General features: G+C 36.9%; 18 protein-coding genes. 4 read left to right on the plus strand and 14 right to left on the minus strand.

Going from position 1 to position 18,131, the window contains the following annotated elements; genetic code table 11:
• Nucleotides 1-57: 57 nt before the first annotated feature.
• The gene (locus tag OWO01_RS02415) at nt 58-2,337 is read right to left on the minus strand and encodes a beta-L-arabinofuranosidase domain-containing protein (protein WP_268778831.1); all 2,280 of its coding nucleotides are present in this window, start codon (nt 2,335-2,337) and stop codon (nt 58-60) included.
• 141 nt (nt 2,338-2,478) lie between these two features.
• Here OWO01_RS02415 and OWO01_RS02420 point away from each other — a divergent pair, with 141 nt between their 5' ends.
• The gene (locus OWO01_RS02420) at nt 2,479-3,342 is read left to right on the plus strand and encodes a helix-turn-helix transcriptional regulator (protein WP_268778832.1); all 864 of its coding nucleotides are present in this window, start codon (nt 2,479-2,481) and stop codon (nt 3,340-3,342) included.
• 83 nt (nt 3,343-3,425) lie between these two features.
• Here the strand turns inward: OWO01_RS02420 and OWO01_RS02425 are convergent, their stop codons facing one another.
• The 12 genes from OWO01_RS02425 to OWO01_RS02480 form a co-directional block, all read right to left on the minus strand.
• Nucleotides 3,426-3,527, minus strand: coding sequence for a YjcZ family sporulation protein (locus OWO01_RS02425; RefSeq protein ID WP_268778833.1), 102 nt, complete (start codon nt 3,525-3,527; stop codon nt 3,426-3,428).
• Between the two features lie 119 nt (nt 3,528-3,646).
• Nucleotides 3,647-4,408, minus strand: coding sequence for a (S)-benzoin forming benzil reductase (locus OWO01_RS02430; RefSeq protein ID WP_268778834.1), 762 nt, complete (start codon nt 4,406-4,408; stop codon nt 3,647-3,649).
• A gap of 39 nt (nt 4,409-4,447) precedes the next feature.
• Nucleotides 4,448-5,593, minus strand: a complete 1,146-nt coding sequence (locus OWO01_RS02435) for a trans-sulfuration enzyme family protein (protein WP_268778835.1) — start codon at nt 5,591-5,593, stop codon at nt 4,448-4,450.
• A gap of 323 nt (nt 5,594-5,916) precedes the next feature.
• The gene (locus OWO01_RS02440) at nt 5,917-7,173 is read right to left on the minus strand and encodes a metal ABC transporter solute-binding protein, Zn/Mn family (protein WP_268778836.1); all 1,257 of its coding nucleotides are present in this window, start codon (nt 7,171-7,173) and stop codon (nt 5,917-5,919) included.
• Between the two features lie 84 nt (nt 7,174-7,257).
• On the minus strand, nt 7,258-8,337 hold the full coding sequence (locus tag OWO01_RS02445) for a GerAB/ArcD/ProY family transporter (protein ID WP_268778837.1): 1,080 nt from the start codon (nt 8,335-8,337) through the stop codon (nt 7,258-7,260).
• 24 nt (nt 8,338-8,361) lie between these two features.
• Entirely contained in the window at nt 8,362-8,607 is a 246-nt protein-coding gene (locus OWO01_RS02450; protein WP_268778838.1) for a hypothetical protein, read from the minus strand.
• A 2-nt stretch (nt 8,608-8,609) separates the two neighbouring features.
• On the minus strand, nt 8,610-9,818 hold the full coding sequence (locus OWO01_RS02455; protein WP_268778839.1) for a Ger(x)C family spore germination protein: 1,209 nt from the start codon (nt 9,816-9,818) through the stop codon (nt 8,610-8,612).
• Nucleotides 9,819-9,822: 4 nt separating this feature from the next.
• On the minus strand, nt 9,823-11,406 hold the full coding sequence (locus tag OWO01_RS02460; protein WP_268778840.1) for a spore germination protein: 1,584 nt from the start codon (nt 11,404-11,406) through the stop codon (nt 9,823-9,825).
• Nucleotides 11,407-11,637: 231 nt separating this feature from the next.
• Nucleotides 11,638-11,898 (minus strand): metal-sensitive transcriptional regulator, encoded by a 261-nt coding sequence (locus tag OWO01_RS02465; protein WP_268778841.1) that lies wholly within the window; start codon nt 11,896-11,898, stop codon nt 11,638-11,640.
• A 51-nt stretch (nt 11,899-11,949) separates the two neighbouring features.
• Entirely contained in the window at nt 11,950-12,315 is a 366-nt protein-coding gene (locus OWO01_RS02470) for a hypothetical protein (RefSeq protein ID WP_268778842.1), read from the minus strand.
• A gap of 74 nt (nt 12,316-12,389) precedes the next feature.
• Nucleotides 12,390-13,763 carry a dipeptidase gene (locus tag OWO01_RS02475; protein WP_268778843.1) on the minus strand — a complete coding sequence of 458 codons (1,374 nt, stop codon included), beginning with the start codon at nt 13,761-13,763 and terminating at the stop codon, nt 12,390-12,392.
• Nucleotides 13,764-13,891: 128 nt separating this feature from the next.
• Entirely contained in the window at nt 13,892-14,674 is a 783-nt protein-coding gene (locus OWO01_RS02480) for a YhcN/YlaJ family sporulation lipoprotein (RefSeq protein ID WP_268778844.1), read from the minus strand.
• Nucleotides 14,675-14,884: 210 nt separating this feature from the next.
• Between OWO01_RS02480 and OWO01_RS02485 the strand changes: the two genes are divergently transcribed.
• Nucleotides 14,885-15,115, plus strand: coding sequence for a YhdB family protein (locus tag OWO01_RS02485; protein ID WP_268778845.1), 231 nt, complete (start codon nt 14,885-14,887; stop codon nt 15,113-15,115).
• 42 nt (nt 15,116-15,157) lie between these two features.
• On the opposite strand, the gene OWO01_RS02490 is transcribed toward OWO01_RS02485, so the two are convergent.
• Nucleotides 15,158-15,970 carry a S1C family serine protease gene (locus OWO01_RS02490; RefSeq protein ID WP_268778846.1) on the minus strand — a complete coding sequence of 271 codons (813 nt, stop codon included), beginning with the start codon at nt 15,968-15,970 and terminating at the stop codon, nt 15,158-15,160.
• Nucleotides 15,971-16,365: 395 nt separating this feature from the next.
• Between OWO01_RS02490 and OWO01_RS02495 the strand changes: the two genes are divergently transcribed.
• Together OWO01_RS02495 and OWO01_RS02500 are read left to right on the plus strand one after the other, a co-directional pair.
• On the plus strand, nt 16,366-17,580 hold the full coding sequence (locus OWO01_RS02495) for an L-lactate MFS transporter (protein ID WP_268778847.1): 1,215 nt from the start codon (nt 16,366-16,368) through the stop codon (nt 17,578-17,580).
• Nucleotides 17,581-17,672: 92 nt separating this feature from the next.
• On the plus strand, nt 17,673-18,068 hold the full coding sequence (locus tag OWO01_RS02500) for a Na-translocating system protein MpsC family protein (RefSeq protein WP_268778848.1): 396 nt from the start codon (nt 17,673-17,675) through the stop codon (nt 18,066-18,068).
• Nucleotides 18,069-18,131: the final 63 nt, after the last annotated feature.

An 18,131-nucleotide genomic window follows, 5' to 3' on the forward strand; every position in this document is an offset into this window, starting at 1 on the left:
ATTCTACTATTAGGATGAAGAAAAAGAACGCCAACTTGTGACGTTCTTCTCTTTTTATTAGATCGATTGATTAATGACTCTTACACCATAAATACCACCCGCAATTTTTTCTTTGCCAGCAACAAATTTGACTTCAACTTGAGATTTTCCTTTGGTTAACTGTTCTGGTATCGGATAACATACATCAAATAATTCTCCAGGATGTTCTCCTTTTAATAGTACAGTCGCAATTTCTTGCTGATCTATTTGAATTGTAAATGCTCGCTCTTTCCATACTCCATCCATAAATATTGCGTTATCCGTGCCAAAGTAGGTGACCAGTAAATACATAGGTGTATCATCTTCAATTGCCATTTGGTAGCTTAAAAACCCTTCGTTACGTGCATCACGCCAATGACGATCAACCAAATTCAAATACCCTGTTGTACTGTTTTTCGCGTGAAATTGATGGTCTGTTTCCGGTTGTTGCTCACCTGGTTGAACAAAATCAACCGTCATCTGACGGATATTTTCTAACGCCTTTTTTTCTTCGTCTACAAAAGTAGCAAAGCTGGCTTCACTCATCACATTCCAATACAGTGTATAGCGTTCGTGATGGAGTGCGAAAAATGGAATCATTTTTACAACTTGATCACCCGGTTGTCCAATCGACATCGTTTCAAATACTAACGAATCACCATCGACTAACTTCAACCATTGATTCGGATCGTCTTCTTCCGTAACAAGCACGGGCACATCAATCAGAGGATGATTATTTAGTGATTGGTGATCGGGAACGATATCTTCTTCTGGGAAGTTTTCTCTACCAAGAGCACCTGCTAAAAGAATTGGACCGTATAAAAGCGCTTGTTTCAGTTGGTCATCTTTCGCGATATATTTGTGTAATTTCATTGGTAAATCGAATTGAATACGATCCCCTGCTAACCATTCACGATCAAGAACAACATATCCATCTATAATGTCCGCATCGACTTTTCCACCATTAATACGGATATTCTGTTCACCTGCTAACCAATACGGTACGCGAATACGCACTGCTAGCCTAGCTCCATTCGCCTCTTTCACTAAGATTTCACTGTGAGCTTCATATGGGAAGTTCGATTTTTGGACAAACTGTAATTCTTTATCTTCTAAAGTAATCGTTGATGAAATAAATAAGTTCACATATAGATTGTTTTCTTTTCTTGTATAAATATTTTTCGCATAACGCGCTGGGTTCTCCATCCCACTTCCAGTACAACACCAGAAAGAATCATCTGGCGAACAGTACACTTTAAAATGTCCTGGTTCTGTTGACACGAAATAAGTTTTCATACCCGAGTCTGGATCTTGTGAAGCTAAAATATGATTATATAAACCATTTTCATAATAATCCATATACTTGCTATTCGGATTCCAATCAAATATATACTCTGTTAACTTTAACATATTATACGTATTACATGTTTCGGTCGTTAGGATGCCTAGTGGTTCTGTGTCAGCAATCCCAAAATGTTCTCCGTTACTATTTCCACCCATTACATAGGAGCGATGATGAATTACTTGATCCCAAAAGAATGTTGCCATCTCCTTGTAATCGTTTTTTTTGGTAATGTCGTATAATTTTGCTGCACCGATCACTTTTGGAATTTGTGTATTGGCATGCTTTCCTGCTAAATCATCTATTCCTTGGGTTAAAGGTTCTAAGATTGCTTGATGATTAAATCGTTCTGCCAAAATCAGATAACGTTCTTCTCCTGTAACTTCATAAATGTCAGCCATCGTTTCATTCATACCACCATATTCACAGGTCAACATCCGTTGGAATTGCTCATCTGTAAGTTTAGAGAGACCTCTTTCTGCCCAATCAGATAACTTTCGTAACACTTCTAAAGCTTTATTGCATCCTGCTAAACGGTGAGCATCGACAAGGCCTGCATATATTTTATGAATGCTATACCAAGGGACCCATGATCCACCAAGCCCAAAATTATCCACACGGAAATCACCAGTAAATACCTCATCAAAACAATCCCGACGAAAACCACTAACATATCCATCTGGATCATAAGACTGTACTAATGCAAGTTCATCCATCGCATATTCAATCTTCTCTTTTAATAATAGATCTCCGGTTACGCGGTACATCATGGAAGCCGCCGATAACCAGTGTCCAATCGAGTGACCTGCAATCTCCATGCTCTCCCAACCACCGTAACGAGGTTTGCGTGGTTCCTTCCCTGCCGCCTCATAACACGGAGCTACTAAGCGATCAATATCAAGATATAACAGGTACCCTTTACCTTTTTGCTCCGATTTTTTAAATAATCCATCATTTAGTTTAACGGTTGTATCCATCCAATACTTCCTTTCTGTGTGAAGGTCTACTTTTAGTATGCTAGAGCTAGGTGAAAAAGAGAATACACCGAATTACAGAAAACATATCTTTTTTTTAGATTGATACATGCTATAATGAAAAACAAAAGGGGGCTGTTCTGTATGCATTCAGTAAACCTTCTCGGTTATCAGTTACCGCTCGTTCGTGAGGTTGGATATATGGAGGATAGTGAGGGAATCATGAGCCATCCAGATCGATTGATGCCAAACCTTCATGTCTTTCTGTTTGTTGAATCTGGTCAAATTGAGGTAATTGAAGATGATGTCCATTATCAAGTGAAAGCAGGGGGATATCTTTTTCTTAGGAAAGGAATAAAGCACTGGGGAGTTAACAACTACCTACCTAATACACACTGGTATTATATCCATTTTTATGACGGCCCTAACTCCGAACAACCTTTATCAGAATATCGGAACTTTCAAGCGACGTCATTCATGATGGAAGATGTGTATATGCAACAATTAACATTACCTAAACACGGGCTCGTCCAACAAACTGCTTTCTTCACGCTTCAATTGGATAAGATTACGGATCAGAGTCTCTACTCCGAAGAGTTCCGGCCACTAATATTATCACAATTAACTTATCAACTATTTCTTGACCTTTATCAATATTCTAAACAAGAAAATCATCACCCGCGACATGAGAGGATTGTTGCTCAAATTACTGCTTTCTGTCGGAATGCAGAAACTAAGCCGACTTCAAAAGAAATTAGCAATCATTTAAATAGAAATTACGCTTATATTTCAACGATTTTTCGCACAGAAACAGGAAAAAGTATTCGTCAATTTCAAAATGAGTTATTAATTGAACGTGCCATGAAACTATTGTCTAAAACAGAACTTAATGTCGCACAAGTAAGTGATCAACTTGGTTTTGCAAATCCATTTTATTTCAGTAGGGTTTTTAAAAAAGTCACTGGTATTAGTCCGTCAGCATATTTAGATCAACGGTACCAGAGTTAGTTTCCATTCAACTCACTTTGGCTAAAAATTTCTATACAAAGAAAGAGGACTCCATAACGGAATCCTCTTTCTTTGTATAGGCTTTAGTATACTCCGTAACCCCAGGAAGCACCAATTATAACTAATAAGATGAATAGTACCACAACTAGGGCAAAGCCTGAACCATAATGATAACCTGCACCCATCTTTATTCCCTCCTTTTAATCTTTTCACTTATAGAATATGTAACTCAACTCGAAGTGGAAGGGCAATAAAGAAAATTGGGTTATTATCATGTGAATAGTACACTTTCAAAACGATTGTTCTAAGACAAAAGATCATTTATTCGATAATACTTACCATTCTCGATATTTTTTACATCTTTTAATACATCAAAAAAAGCACCTGCAACAATCGCAGTATCTCTCAACATATCTTCTTCTTTAAATTTTTTAAATTGTTCAATTTCTTCAAACTGTTCTTTCGTAGCGGAACGAATATCACCTTGCATTTCTGTATCCATAATACTTGGATCAAGTAGGATCACCTTATGATTTGTTCCTAACGCTTTTTGTTCTAACGCAACTGTTTCTGTATAGCGATTAAGTCCTGCTTTCGATGCACCATATGCACTCCAACCAAACGTCGATCGGTCTGCTGCTCCTGAAGAAACATTCGCTATGATAACTTGTGTATTATTTTGGTTTGCTTCCTTTAACAATAAACTTGTTGTCATCATTGGAGCAATCGTATTTATTTGCATATGAGTTTGCACTTCTTCTAGTTTATGATTATTTGCTGTATCGATTGGGTTCACTGTGGCAGCATTATTAATTAAGTATACATAAGATGTTTTATTCGTGAAAACTTGTGTAGTTATTTTCGAAAAGGTATTTCTCAGTTGATCTACATCGGTTAAATCACAACAAAAGTGTTGGTAGGTAGTTCCCTCTTGACTTGCAAGTTCTTCTAATTCTTTGTTGACATGACGTGCAATACCAATTACGTTAACTTCATTAGCGAGAAAATTCTCAGCAATCGATGCCCCCAAACCTTTTGATGTTCCTGTAATAATTGCATAGTTCATTGACTTTCCTCCTCAACTAATTTGTGAGAATTTGCATCTTTATTCGTATTTCGCTTTGATAATCGCTTGTTCAAAAGCTCCAATGATGTCAGCACTATCCTCAATTCCAACAGAAATCCGTACAAGTCCTTCAGTGATTGCTAACTCTTCTTGTACCTCTATAGGCAATGCTCGGTGAGAGGTTGTTCTTGGATAAGAGACTGTAGTTTCTACACCTGCTAATGTCGGTACAATTTTCACCCAATCTAATGACCGAAAAAACTTTTCAATATCACATTTACCACTTAAATCAATCGAAACAATTGCTCCATTTCCTTTTTTGCTCGCATGTGTTGGGTAATATACTTTTGATACAGCCGGATGAGTGACGAAAGCATCTGCTAGAGCCTGTGCATTCTTCACTTGACGTTCCATTCGAACATCTAACGTCTTCAGCCCACGACAAGTTAACCAAGCCTCAAACGGACTTAATGTTGTCCCAATATTAACTACTTTTGTTTTTGCTTTTGCTAATAGATCTGCATCTCCAACAAGCACTCCAGCAGTAACGTCGCTGTGTCCTCCTAAGTATTTCGTTGCGCTATGAACAACTAAATCGATACCAGAATGATATGGTTGAAGTAAGTAAGGCGTGGCAAACGTATTATCAATCATCGTATAAAGGTTATTTTGTTTGGCAAGGTGAACGAGTTGCTCCATATTTTCAACACGTAGCAAAGGATTGGTTATTGATTCTGAATACAATAATTTCGTGTTTGTTTGTATTCCAGTTTTTATTGCCTCTTGATCTGTAAAGTCGATGAAACTTACTTCTATTCCGAAATTTGCGAGTTCCCGTGCAAATAATTCGTATGTACCTCCATAAATATCGGTGGACGCAATCACATGGTCCCCAGCTTTTGTAACAGATAGTATTCCAATTAAGATAGCAGATAATCCAGAAGAAGTAGCGATTCCTGCTGGAGCTTCTTCTAATTGTGCTACTGCACTACCTAGTTCATCTGTATTTGGATTTCCTACTCTTGAATATAGATAATCTTTTTCCCCTTGATAAAATCTTTCAATATCCTCTAGGTCGTTAAATTTAAACGCGGATGTTTGATAGATTGGTGTAACCTTACTAGCAATTTCCCCACTTGTCTTTGATGTAAAATGCACGGATTTTGTTGCAAATTTTTCTCCCATCACGAACGCCCCTTTTTCATATTAGCTGAAATGATAACAGTCTCTTTGTTCTCATTATAAGTGCCACTGCACATTTGGTTTGTCTATTCAAGCAAGCCAATCAGTAAAATTCCTTCTACTTTCTACTTTACCTTACTAACAAAAGAAAGTGCAAGCAAACCTGATCAGTTTTCAGATGTTTTCCACTTGCATAAGACTAATCGTTACAAAATTTATATATAGGCGATTTAAAAAATCCGCTTGCTTACTTCTTTTTAAAATATTTATTGAATGTTAACAAAAAAGTGTGTATATCCTCGTAAGGAAATACACACTTATCTCTATTATTCTGCTAAAGCTGTTTCTAATACGGAAATATTACGTTCCATTAAACTAAAATAATCTTCTCCAGCTTCGATATCTTCTTCTGTTAACACTTCTAGGTTGTGTAATTGCAAGGATTCTAATCCTGCCTCTTCTTGAATAACCGTAGCAACTCTCGGCTCAACATTTTGTTCGAATAATAAATACTGGATATCTAATTCTGCAACAGTTTCCATTATGTTTACAAGTTGTTGTTGAGAAGGTTCATCAGAAGGTGATAAACCAGTAATAGCAATTTGTTCAATCTCATAGTCACGTTCCCAATAACCGTATGCCGCATGAGTTACTAGAATTGATCTATTCTCAAACTGTTCAACCATGGAATGAAACTTACTATCTAACTCTTCTAATCGTTCCACTAAATCTACATAGTTCTCTTCAAAAACCTCTGCTTGCTCTGGCATCAACTCTACTAATGCCTCTTTAATATTTTCTGCTAGATCAATAGATAATGTTGGACTAATCCATACGTGCGGATCATAATCCCCGTGGCTATGTCCGTGATCATCATCGTCATGATCTTCGTCTTCATGATCATGGTCGTGATCATGGTGGTGATCTTCGTCTTCATGATCATGGTCGTGATCGTGGTGATGATCTTCGTCTTCATGATCGTGGTCGTGATCGTGGTGATGATCTTCGTCTTCATGATCGTGGTCGTGATCGTGGTGATGATCTTCGTCTTCATGATCGTGGTCGTGATCATGGTGGTGATCTTCGTCTTCATGATCGTGGTCGTGATCATGGTGGTGATCTTCGTCTTCATGATCGTGGTCGTGATCATGGTGGTGATCTTCGTCTTCATGATCGTGGCCATGACTATGATCATGTGAATAATCCATCATATCCAGACCCTCTGTTGCTTCAATGATCGTTACTGATTCATCTCCAATCGCCTCTCTAATTCTTGAGGCATATACTTCAAAATCATCACTAGTATAGATAAATAGATCTGATTCGGCAATGTCAACCATCATACGTGACGTTGGCTCGTATGTATGGGCATCAGCACCTGCTGGTAAAATAGAGGTAACATCCACAAGCTCACCACCGATTTCATTCGCAAAATACTCCAAAGGATACAAGGTTGTGTAAACCTCAAGTGGTGTTTGTTGCTCTTCTGTATTATTACCATCTACCTCATCTTCAGTCCCGCAAGCAACTAATAGAATTATAGATAACATAGTTAAAACAAGTAACCGTAAAGATAATTTCAATTTAACTTCCCCCTAACTTTTTATTCACTTCTAGAATTATATCGTAATGGTTACGTTTTGTAAATAGTAATTATTACGGTTTGTCTATTTTTTTCGGGCAATCTTTACTATTAGCAAAAGTATTGGCAGCAAGAATCCTGTAAGAATTGCATATACAAGATAAGTACTATTCATCAACTCAAAGTCATAGAAGATATTAGGTAAACTTGTTACGGCACTTACGAAGAGAAAATAAGCAATGGGAATGGTTACCGTCCGAAAATCTTTTAATCCTCCTAAATGTTTAATTGCTATGGCAATAAAGTAGAAATTAGTACATATCTTAAAAAAGATCGTAATAAACCATATAAACGCTACTAAACCTTCCACGCGTTCAAAGAATTCAGCAATACTAATATTTTGTCCCAAAAAGTAAATGGAGTAGATATGTCGTATGGTACCATCTACCCCGATAACTGCTATACAAGCAAAGGTAACAATAATCATACAGAAACCAGCGACTAAGCCCCCAATAAAAAACGCTTTTTTTGCTTGAGGGATATTATTCACACGATGAATAACTCCAAGTAAACAAAATAATTCTAAAAAAGTAATACCAATGACTGGAATGATACCAACAAAAGCACCTGCTACATTTGTTTGTAAAATTGGCTGAATGTTGTCTAATTGCGCTTCTGGCCAAACCAATCCAACTAGCAAAATCAAGCTAATAAGTGTAAATGGAAGGAAAATCTCAGACGCTCTGCCGATCACTTCAATCCCATAGCGTACACCAACCAAGCAAGTTAAGATAACTAGTAATACAATGGCTTCTGGTGGAGTGCCCATTAATATATGCAATCCAACAAATTGTCCAATGGACCAAAGGTTAGCGAACGTTGTAAAATAAGCAAAAAGCAAAGCAAAAAGAATAGATATAGAACCAAGCCATTTACCAAAATTATCATCAATGATGACAAACAAGCTACGCGTTTCTTCTTTAGAAAAAATTGCATTATATACAGCAATAACCAACAAACCGAAGATCGTAGCAAAAACAACAGTAATCCAACCATTTTCTTTTCCGTAAGTTGTTGCATGCGTTGGAATAAAAAGAATGGCAGTTCCTAATGTATTCATAAAAACTAAAATAAAAAATTGGTACGCACTAATTTTTTGATCCATGCCTATCCCCATTCACTAACTTTATTATTGATATTGAATCAACCAAGTAAAAAAAGGACCTCTAATTGGTTTAAATAGAAATTCAAAAAAAGCAACAAAATCTGGTGTAGGTAAATCACACATATATACAAACAGAAATATCGTTGCCAAAACCATAAATATCATAAATACCCAATTATCCTTTTTTGCTTGTTTTTGTTTAATCCGTTTATACTCCAAGTAAAAAACAATTACCGATACAATCATTAATAGAATAGTTGGAAAAAGCATCTCTATTCCTCCTGATTTTTCTTCTTAATGTCGTCCATAAAGGGATCGTGGATCATACCACTGTGACGAATATTCACAGTAGACTGCAACAATATATTTGTATTTAAAAAATGTGTTGTCCAATCTTTTTCCAATCGCTCCCAATCTCTTGGTAGTGATCTTCTCACTCTGTCTCCAAAACCAAATATATCTGCCTCAAGTTTTTTCGCTGCTTCTATTGTATTCTGCATAATCTCATTTAAATTTTCCTCAATCTTTTCTTCTATAGCTCTTAAATCTTCTTGTGTTTCTGTTGAAATATCACACGTAATTTCACCAAGATTCACAAGAAGATCTGCATGAATACGCATTGTTACTTGGTTCCCGTCCACTTTTGGGTACATCTTTACATCACTTCTAAAAACCTCAACGATAATTCTCCCATCATCGTCACAATCTACTCCACCAACTGTACTTGTTACGTTATCTGTAATATAATTAAATCCTTTACTTTCGTCCTCATTAAGCCACCCCACTAATTGATCGCCTTTAAATACACCGATTTCATTTATATAGAGTAACGCAAATGGTTCCGTTTTTTCTGCATTACTTTTGAATTTACCTAAATCTTCATCACCCAAAATATGAATCCCACTTAAAACAGCCTCTCTTCCTGGCGATAAAATTCCTTGCATGAGTTCATTCAACTCAACATCTCTGGTAGGTGCCCAATATTTTTCAGATGCTGCACTACTACTAGTTATTTTATTGGCTGATATTCTTTCTAATGGGGTAATAACACTGACAATATTTTTAGCGCTATAGTCTCTTGCAATTAATAAAATAAAATCCGCTCGAAATTCATGATCACGAACAAGGAAGTCTAACACTTTTCCTATCCCCTCTTTAGCAACTTCTTCGCTAATAACCACTACTTGAACATGACTTAAAAAAATTCTTCTGGGGGCAATTGTTGTCATTCTACGAAGTGCTTCAAAAATTGTTTTTCCTTCGGCTGTGTAAGTAGTCGTCGCCGTCCTTGTTGTATTCTCCGCACTACCAGCTATCTCCCCAGGATTAATTATCTGCACAGACAAGCGATAACCATCTTCAGATTTATCAACTCCGATTGCAGTAGCAATAATAATATCTGTTAATTCCGTTGCGCTCCAACAACCCGTTAACGGTAGAACAATTATGGTAATGATAAGTATGTATTTTCTACCTCTCATAAAGTCACCTTTTCTTTTTTTGAGCTTCTGGAAGGTTTAATTTACTCCTTGTGATATTTTTCTGACTAATTAGTCTAGGACGTGTTCTCTCCTTCCATAGTACCGATTGAACAAAAACATCTTTTTGATCGACCGCAATAAAAGGAGCTAATGGAGTGGTATATGGAATCCCAAAGGATCGTAAACTTACCAAGTGGAAAACCAGCAAAATAAGTCCAATAAAAATACCAAAAAAACCAAACGAAGCTGCTAATGCCATAAAACCAAAACGCAAGATTCGAACAGTTATTGCTAAGTTATAACTTGGAAAAACAAAGCTAGCTATGGCAGTCAAGGAAACGACGATAACCATCGCCGAAGAAACGATGCCAGCTTCTACTGCAGCCTGCCCTAAAACAAGTGCGCCTACAATGGAAATTGCTGATCCTACTGAACTAGGTAACCGAACTCCAGCTTCTCGTAATAATTCAAAGGTGATTTCCATGATTAATGCCTCAATAAATGCGGGAAAAGGAATTCCTTCTCTTTGAGCAGCAAGACCGACCAATAAGGTTGTCGGAACCATTTCCTGATGAAACATCGTCAGGGCAATATAACCTGCAGGTGTCATCATAGCTAAGAAAAAAGCAAAAGTTCTTAATAGACGTAACAATGTACCAATGTCACTTCTTTGATAATAATCTTCACTTGATTGCAAAAAGTCCGTAAACAAAGCGGGCACTAATAAGGTAAATGGGGAGCCATCTACAAAAATCGCAATCCTTCCTTCCAGCAACCCAGCAGCAATGGTATCGGGACGCTCTGTATTATTTATAGTAGGAAAAGGAGAATATTTCGCATCTTGAATTAATTGTTCGATATAGCCACTCTCTAAAATGGAATCAATCTCAATCCGAGACAATCTTTGGTCAACCTCTTTGACGATATCATCATTTACAATGCCATTGATATAAGCTATCGACACCTCAGTTTGCGTTTTTTCACCAATACAGTATTTTTTTACCCAAAGATTTGGATCTTTAATTCGCCTGCGCACCAATCCAATGTTTGTTCCGATTCGCTCAGTAAAACCTTCTTTTGGACCACGAATAATTTTTTGTGTTGTTACTTCCGGGACTCCGCGATCTTGACCTCCTCTTGTATTGGTGGCAAATGCTTTTGAATAACCCTCAATAAGGATAATCGTATCTCCAGATAATAAATTAGAAAATAGTTCTTTTAAATTCTCTATCTTGGTCAGATCTGATGTATTAATTGTTTCATTTTGTAAAAAATCATAGAGATCCTTTTCTGTTTTCCATGATGGATCTACTTTGCTCGGAAGATTCAATATACATCCTAATAAGTCATTTTGTAATGTATCTTTATCAACGAGAGCATCTATATAATAGAGTTGTACCTGAATTGGCTGTTGCTTATTTAGCAATATTTTTCTTGAAATAAAATCATCACTATTGCCAAGCATCTTACGAATAATTTCATCGTTTTCTCTTAGACTTGTGGAAATTTCCGCTTGATCGCTGATCGAAATGTTCTCAATAATTTTTTGTTTTTCTTCTGCTGTTCTTTTTTTTGATCGTAATCGCATTTTAAAATGTCTCCATTATCTTGTATTAAATGATAGTATCTTCTAAAATAAATTATCTATACGGTTAAATTAGGAAAGAATGGGGAATTTTTTTAGAGGCTTTCGATAAAGTTAAACTTCAATCAGTTAGGACACTAATTGTTGGCTCTATTCGGAAGGATACTTCAAGATAAAAAACAGCATCTCAGAATTGTTTATATTACAAACAATTCTGAGATGCTGAGTCTTGTTTTATCGACTTTTTACAAGTAAATTAACGGCTTCTTCTACTTGATCGGTTGGATCTTCTCCGTTCGCTTCGGCTTTTCTCACACATTCAACCAAATTAGAACTAACAATAACCCCCATGGTACGATCAATGGCCGTCCGAGCTGCTGACATTTGAGTGACAACATCTTTACAATCTTGATCTTCTTCCATCATTTTTAGAATCCCGCGTATTTGTCCTTCAATACGCTTCAATCTATTTTTGACTTGTGGACTATAATCCATCTCAATCCCTCCATAGAGAAAAGTTTGTTTAGAAAATCATAACTATTAATACTATACAAATTTTTCAAACCATTTTTTGCAACGACATGTCGAATTAACAATCGTATATCCTGCTATCTTATATTTTCTTTGCTTTAAAAACCGAATTCCCATATTTTTCTCAATAGTATCAGAAGCGATTACATATATTTTACGATTTGGAATTTGATGATGATGTCGTTTTAAGTACGCTACTGGTATGGGAATTGTATTTGCAATGTCCTCTTTTGCTGATATAGCATAATCACGTACATCCAACTTTACTTCTTCTTGATCTAACTTCATTTGATCTACACACGGAATCCCTCGAACAGGAACGTAGCGCATATAAAGAAAATACACAATCAAGACGGTAAAGATTATAGCAATGTATAACATAAAGAAACCTCCAACCTACGAACAAGTAAGTAAATTTTATACCCCATTGCGTATAATGTCAAATGATAACCCTTTTACTTTTCCTTACGAACAGATTGATAATAATCTACCAACGTGATTAATCCACGATCAAAATTCGCTAATGGAAAACTTTCATTTGGAGAATGCAAACGATCATCTGGCGTACCAAAACCCAACAATACAATTGGCATTTTATAAATAGAATCAATCCATTCCAATACAGGAATCGATCCGCCCATTCGAACATAAACCGCCTCTTTACCGAACCCTTTTTGATAACTTTCTGCCGCTTTTTTTATTAATGGGTGATTAGGATCGACTTTATAAGCTTTTGCTGATAATGGCTCTTTCTTTAGCTCCAGTTGAACACCAGCTGGAACATGTTTCTCTAAATGATCGATTAATCGATTTTGAATCGTCTCGGGATCTTGCCCAGGAACTAACCGACATGTCAGTTTTGCTGTAGCTTTTGAAGGAATGATCGTCTTTGTTCCTTCTCCTTGATAACCACCAAACATACCGTTTATTTCTAATGTTGGACGAGCCATCGTATGTTCAATAGCTGTATAACCTTTCTCTGAAATGGTTTGATCAACACCTGTTGTTTTCGGGTAATCTTCGACAGGAACTTCGCTCATTAGTATACGCTCCGATGCTAATAATGGTTCGACATCGTCATAAAAACCCTCAACTGTCACAACTTCTTCTTCATTTTTTAATGAAGCTAACAAATGCGCCATTGCCATTAATGGATTTCGCACCGCTCCGCCATAAAGACCTGAATGAAGATCGTTTTTTGGCCCATGAACGGTAAATTCAAGTCCTGTGAAACCTTTTAAGCCATATAAAATGGTTGGCTGATCATTGGAAACCATACCTGAATCAGAGATAATCGCAAAGTCAGCGGCAAACTGTTCCTTTTTTTCATCTAAAATGGAGTACAGGTTCTCGCTTCCTATTTCCTCTTCTCCTTCAATACAAAGCTTAACATTGATCGGGAGCTTTCCTTCTGTTCTCATAAATGCTTCAAATACTGCCAAATGCATAAACACTTGCCCTTTATCGTCACTAGTTCCCCGTGCATATAAACGATTTTCTCGAATTACGGGTTCAAATGGGGGACTTTCCCACAATTCTAATGGATCTGCGGGTTGAACATCATAATGCCCGTATACCAAAACTGTCGGCGCATCTTCACCTGCCCCCATCCATTCTGCATATACCAATGGGTGACCTTTCGTTGGTTGGATTTCTACTTTTTCAAAACCAATGTGACGAACATAGTTTGCCACAAAATCAGCCGCACGCTTTACATCTTCCTTATTTTGTTTATCTGTACTAATGCTAGGAATTTTCAAAAAATCAATCAAATGATTTATTTGTTCGTATCTATGGTCACGTAAATATTGCAAAACTGCATCACTCATCAGTGCCTTCCACCTTTCTAATTGTGTGTTCTGTAATTCTAAAGATATCATATATTCACATCATTTCCAATTTGTATGTACAAGAAAAAGCAGCTAGCATATCTTATGCCTAACTGCTTTTTTCTCATTTAGTTATTTGGGGTAGTTCTGTTATTTGTTCCGTCATACGTGTTCGTATTTCTGTTTGTTCGGTTGTTTGTGTTATTTGTACCAGGGAAAACTCGCTGAATCATTTCACCTATTTGTTCAAAAAAGCCTTCAACTGGTTGTCCACGATCTACATCATTTGCGTAGTTTGTCGACAAATTAACAAAGTCCGGATTAGATGATACGTATACGTTATCGATACGGTCAGATTCGTCTTTTACAACACGCGTAACTTCCCGTTCGATTTCATCAGACACCTGATCACTATTGCCGCCTGCATCACGACCTGCATTCAATTCTACAGCAACATAAGCATTACTTCCTGTCGTTAAGACGTATGCACGGTCAATATTGTCAACCTCTGAGCTAATCTTGCTTGCAATTTCATCTTCAAGATCATAATTCGTATTGGCTTGGTTGCCACCACGTGTTTGATTCATACCACCATCACGCGTTTGGTTCATACCACCTGGAGAAAGACCTGTATTGCCATCACGATCATTATGATTGTAACGACCCATATCAGGATCTGTAGTTTGTGTTCCCCTTGGGTACGTACCATCATAAGTCATTTGGTTACCATATCCTTGGTTCCAACCAGCATCACCATAACCATTTGGTGTACCTTGTTCTTGAGTGGTACGGTTTCTCATTGGTTGAACATTGTCGTTGAGATTGCCTTGGCCTACGTTATCATTTTGCATCCCACAAGCCGTTAGTGAACCCGCAGTTAATAAAATAACACTACATTTTTTCCAATCCATCTTAACTCCTCCTTTTTTAGAGTCGTTGATAGTATGTGGTGGTTACATAGAATTATCCCTTGAAAAAATCAGGAAAATTGGAATGATTGCGTAACGTGGAATGGAAATTCATCCAGTTATCTACGGGCTTTATTTTGGCTTACTTGGTCATAATAATACTGTCCTACTTGTTGTGAAGCTAAATTCTTTCTGATAAGGGAGTTTAGAAAAATGGGCATTCCAGATTATGATAAAGCATTGTATTTTACGATGTGGCAGCAATGGGATGATTTATTGGTTTTAATGGTTAGAACAAATGATGACTTTTTAGCAAAAAAAATCGAATCCTTTCTGCATGCTTTTCGTTATGGAAGAAATAAACAACAAGTAATCACTATGCACGAGGATTTACTTCATTATATTGACCATGCGATGAGTGCAGATCCTGTTGTTGTCATGTAAATAGCAATAAAGGAGTACTTCTATACGGGTACTCCTTTTTTACTATTCATAATCCAAATATTCGTAAAACCGCTCGATCGGGACAGCTAAACCAACTCTCCCGTATTCCTCATGATTTAAAGTCGCATATATGACAGCGATCACTTCACCTACCGAATTAATGATCGGACTTCCACTGTTCCCACGATAGACAGGCGCATCCAATAAGTAAACCTCCGTCGATAACCTTGTTTGGTTCGTCTCTCCAATTATTTTTCCCTCATTAGCAATACCATTAAATCGTAACGGGTTACCGATAAAAGTTACTGCTTGATCCCAATCGATTGCTTGATCTGTGTTTTCTTGAAGTGTTAGATGGGGAAGATTATTTTCATCAACTTTGATTAATGCTAAATCAACTGACTCATCACTTTCCACTACTTCCCCTTCAAACAAACCCTCATTAGGAAAAACAATGGTTACATGCTCGTTTCCTTCAATGACATGATGATTCGTAATAATATACCCATCATCGGAAATTGCAAATCCTGTTCCTTTACTGTTCCTAGTTTCCACCACGACAACTGCTTCTTTATAAGTTTGGATCTCATCATTGGCTGACAATCGAGCCGATGTTATAAGAAAATCAATCGCCGGAATGGAAAAGGTTTGCGGAATAATTGCTACAACATTCAGCATTAGCGTGCCCGCAATTATCCAAAATAACCAGCGTGGAAACGGTCGTTTTTTAGCTTCGGTTTTTTCTTCTTTTCTTGTTTTCGCTTTTTCTTCTTCGATAAGTTTTAGCATCGTTTCAGGATCTAATTCTTCATATAGATCTGTATCGATGATATCGTCATCATGTTTTTCTGACATTCGTACCACCTCAATTGAACTTGCTTGCATCTATTTTAACAAACAAAAAGGTAACGGTCATTTTCTTTCCCTTTCTATTTCCCAGGAAATATGTCGACACAGAGCGATAACTTTTTTTATAAAAGTTTGTTAAATTGTTTGACAATTATTACACCATTGAATATACTTAAGAATAGAAATTGTGGATAGCCTTTGCCAATGTTCATCGAATAAGGGCAGTGGAAGTCCAATGACTAACAAAATGTAATGAACACATACAATTAAATAAGAGCTTGGTTGCTTGCGTAATCACTTTTATTGTGCGTACAAAAGAGGCCAACGTTAATGGACATTCCCATTATACGTTGGCCTCTTTTTTTATAAGAAAAAATTTGGTTTTAAAGGAGAGAGATAAAATGAAAATAAATCGCTGGTTAGTAGTATTGGGAGCAGTTTTTGTTCAGGTGAATTTAGGGGCTGTTTATGCGTGGAGCTTATTTAATCAACCACTTGTCGATACGTTTGGGTGGGCACGAGAAGATGTAGTTGTTACTTTCTCGATAACCATTGCTGTTTCTGCATTGATGACGATTTTTGCAGGAAGACTTCAAGATAAAATTGGACCAAGATGGGTTGCAACTGCTGGTGGGGTTTTGTTAGGCATTGGACTACTTCTATCCAGTCAAGCAACGACCTTAACTGAAATCTATATTTACTATGGTATCATTGGTGGATCGGGAATTGGGATGACCTATGTATGCCCGTTATCCGCCTGTGTAAAATGGTTCCCTGATAAAAGAGGATTGATCAGCGGGATCGCTGTAGCAGGTTTCGGATTAGGAGGATTTATTTTCCAACCGATTATTCGTTTTCTCATTCAAAATTTTGGCGTGTCGAATACGTATTTCTATTTAGGCATTATCTATTTTGTTTTTGTAGTTGCCGGAGCTCAGTTATTACGTAATCCGCCTGCAGAGTTGGAAGTTGCTTCTTCATCACCAACGAGAAGAAACGAAGCTACTCAGTTCTCACCAACTGAAATGTTAAAAACGTATCCATTCTACTTATTATGGTTCATGTTCTTGTTTGGCAGTATGTCCGGCCTTATGGTGATCAGTTTTGCGGTAGATATTGGTGTCGATGTATTTCATTTAGATAGTGAACGTGCTGCAAATGCAATCTTAGTTATTGCTTTATTTAATGCAGCTGGTCGAATTGTCTGGGGGAGAATCTCTGATCGAATTGGTCGATTGAATACATTAATGTGTGTCTATGGGCTCACTGCGATTACGCTTCTCTACATGAGTCTTGGCATCATGAACTATCCGATGTTTCTAGCAACCACATCGATTATGGGATTTTGTTTTGGTGGTTACCTTGCATTATACCCTTCTGTTACTGCTGATTATTATGGAACCAAAAATTTAGGGATTAATTACGGATTGATGTATCAAGGCTATGGTATTTCAGCCTTTGTTGGAGCATTTCTCGTTAACTTACTTCCATTCCAAATTGCATTTATTGTTGCAGCAGTCTGCTGTATCGCTGCCATTATAATGGCGAAAATTATCGTACATCCAGTAAAAATGGAAAAAACAACGGTGCTTAGAAAAGAACTGGTTCAAGATTAAAGTTGACACTCTTACTTATTACCGATAAAATTTAGCATAATTACATTAGATAGAATAAGGTAGTAATCGGTATGAATGATGAGGTGGAATAATTGAGTAAATCAAAAGGGTTTATCGAGGCAGAAATCAGTAAAGCAGTTACCAGGTGGGAAAAAGAGTATCTTGGACGAGGTTCTGTTTCTGTAAAGACAGACATTTTACGAGATATGATTATCGTTTCACTTCAAGGTATCCTAACTCCTGCTGAATACGCTCTTTGTAAAACAAAAGAAGGAAGATCAACAATTAAAAGACTTCGTTCAGATCTCGTCGAAACTGGTTTTGATTTACTAAGAGAAAATATTTTAGATATCACTGGACAAAAAGTTTGTAGTTTTCATACAGATTTAAGCACAAAAACCGGTGAACGTTTAATTGTATTTAAACTCCCTTTAAATTATGAGGAAAGTTTTTTAACCCCAAACGAAGGAAAGCATGCACTTGAATAAAAGTGCATGCTTTTTTTTGCGAAAAAGCATAGTGAATTGTGATATAGTAAGAGACGATGCTAA

Origin of the sequence: Natronobacillus azotifigens (assembly GCF_026805325.1) — a bacterium.
In the GTDB taxonomy this organism is placed as follows: Bacteria; Bacillota; Bacilli; order Bacillales; family Amphibacillaceae; genus Natronobacillus; species Natronobacillus azotifigens.

Excerpts from the sequence above, each read along its gene's own strand:
- OWO01_RS02420 (WP_268778832.1), top strand. The coding sequence starts at position 2,479 with ATGCATTCAGTAAACCTTCTCGGTTATCAGTTACCGCTCGTTCGTGAG.
- OWO01_RS02475 (WP_268778843.1), bottom strand. The coding sequence starts at position 13,763 with ATGAGTGATGCAGTTTTGCAATATTTACGTGACCATAGATACGAACAA.
- OWO01_RS02480 (WP_268778844.1), bottom strand. The coding sequence starts at position 14,674 with ATGGATTGGAAAAAATGTAGTGTTATTTTATTAACTGCGGGTTCACTA.
- OWO01_RS02415 (WP_268778831.1), bottom strand. The coding sequence starts at position 2,337 with ATGGATACAACCGTTAAACTAAATGATGGATTATTTAAAAAATCGGAG.
- OWO01_RS02425 (WP_268778833.1), bottom strand. The coding sequence starts at position 3,527 with ATGGGTGCAGGTTATCATTATGGTTCAGGCTTTGCCCTAGTTGTGGTA.
- OWO01_RS02450 (WP_268778838.1), bottom strand. The coding sequence starts at position 8,607 with ATGCTTTTTCCAACTATTCTATTAATGATTGTATCGGTAATTGTTTTT.
- OWO01_RS02460 (WP_268778840.1), bottom strand. The coding sequence starts at position 11,406 with ATGCGATTACGATCAAAAAAAAGAACAGCAGAAGAAAAACAAAAAATT.
- OWO01_RS02455 (WP_268778839.1), bottom strand. The coding sequence starts at position 9,818 with ATGAGAGGTAGAAAATACATACTTATCATTACCATAATTGTTCTACCG.
- OWO01_RS02485 (WP_268778845.1), top strand. The coding sequence starts at position 14,885 with ATGGGCATTCCAGATTATGATAAAGCATTGTATTTTACGATGTGGCAG.
- OWO01_RS02445 (WP_268778837.1), bottom strand. The coding sequence starts at position 8,337 with ATGGATCAAAAAATTAGTGCGTACCAATTTTTTATTTTAGTTTTTATG.
- OWO01_RS02470 (WP_268778842.1), bottom strand. The coding sequence starts at position 12,315 with ATGTTATACATTGCTATAATCTTTACCGTCTTGATTGTGTATTTTCTT.
- OWO01_RS02495 (WP_268778847.1), top strand. The coding sequence starts at position 16,366 with ATGAAAATAAATCGCTGGTTAGTAGTATTGGGAGCAGTTTTTGTTCAG.
- OWO01_RS02490 (WP_268778846.1), bottom strand. The coding sequence starts at position 15,970 with ATGTCAGAAAAACATGATGACGATATCATCGATACAGATCTATATGAA.
- OWO01_RS02430 (WP_268778834.1), bottom strand. The coding sequence starts at position 4,408 with ATGAACTATGCAATTATTACAGGAACATCAAAAGGTTTGGGGGCATCG.
- OWO01_RS02435 (WP_268778835.1), bottom strand. The coding sequence starts at position 5,593 with ATGGGAGAAAAATTTGCAACAAAATCCGTGCATTTTACATCAAAGACA.
- OWO01_RS02465 (WP_268778841.1), bottom strand. The coding sequence starts at position 11,898 with ATGGATTATAGTCCACAAGTCAAAAATAGATTGAAGCGTATTGAAGGA.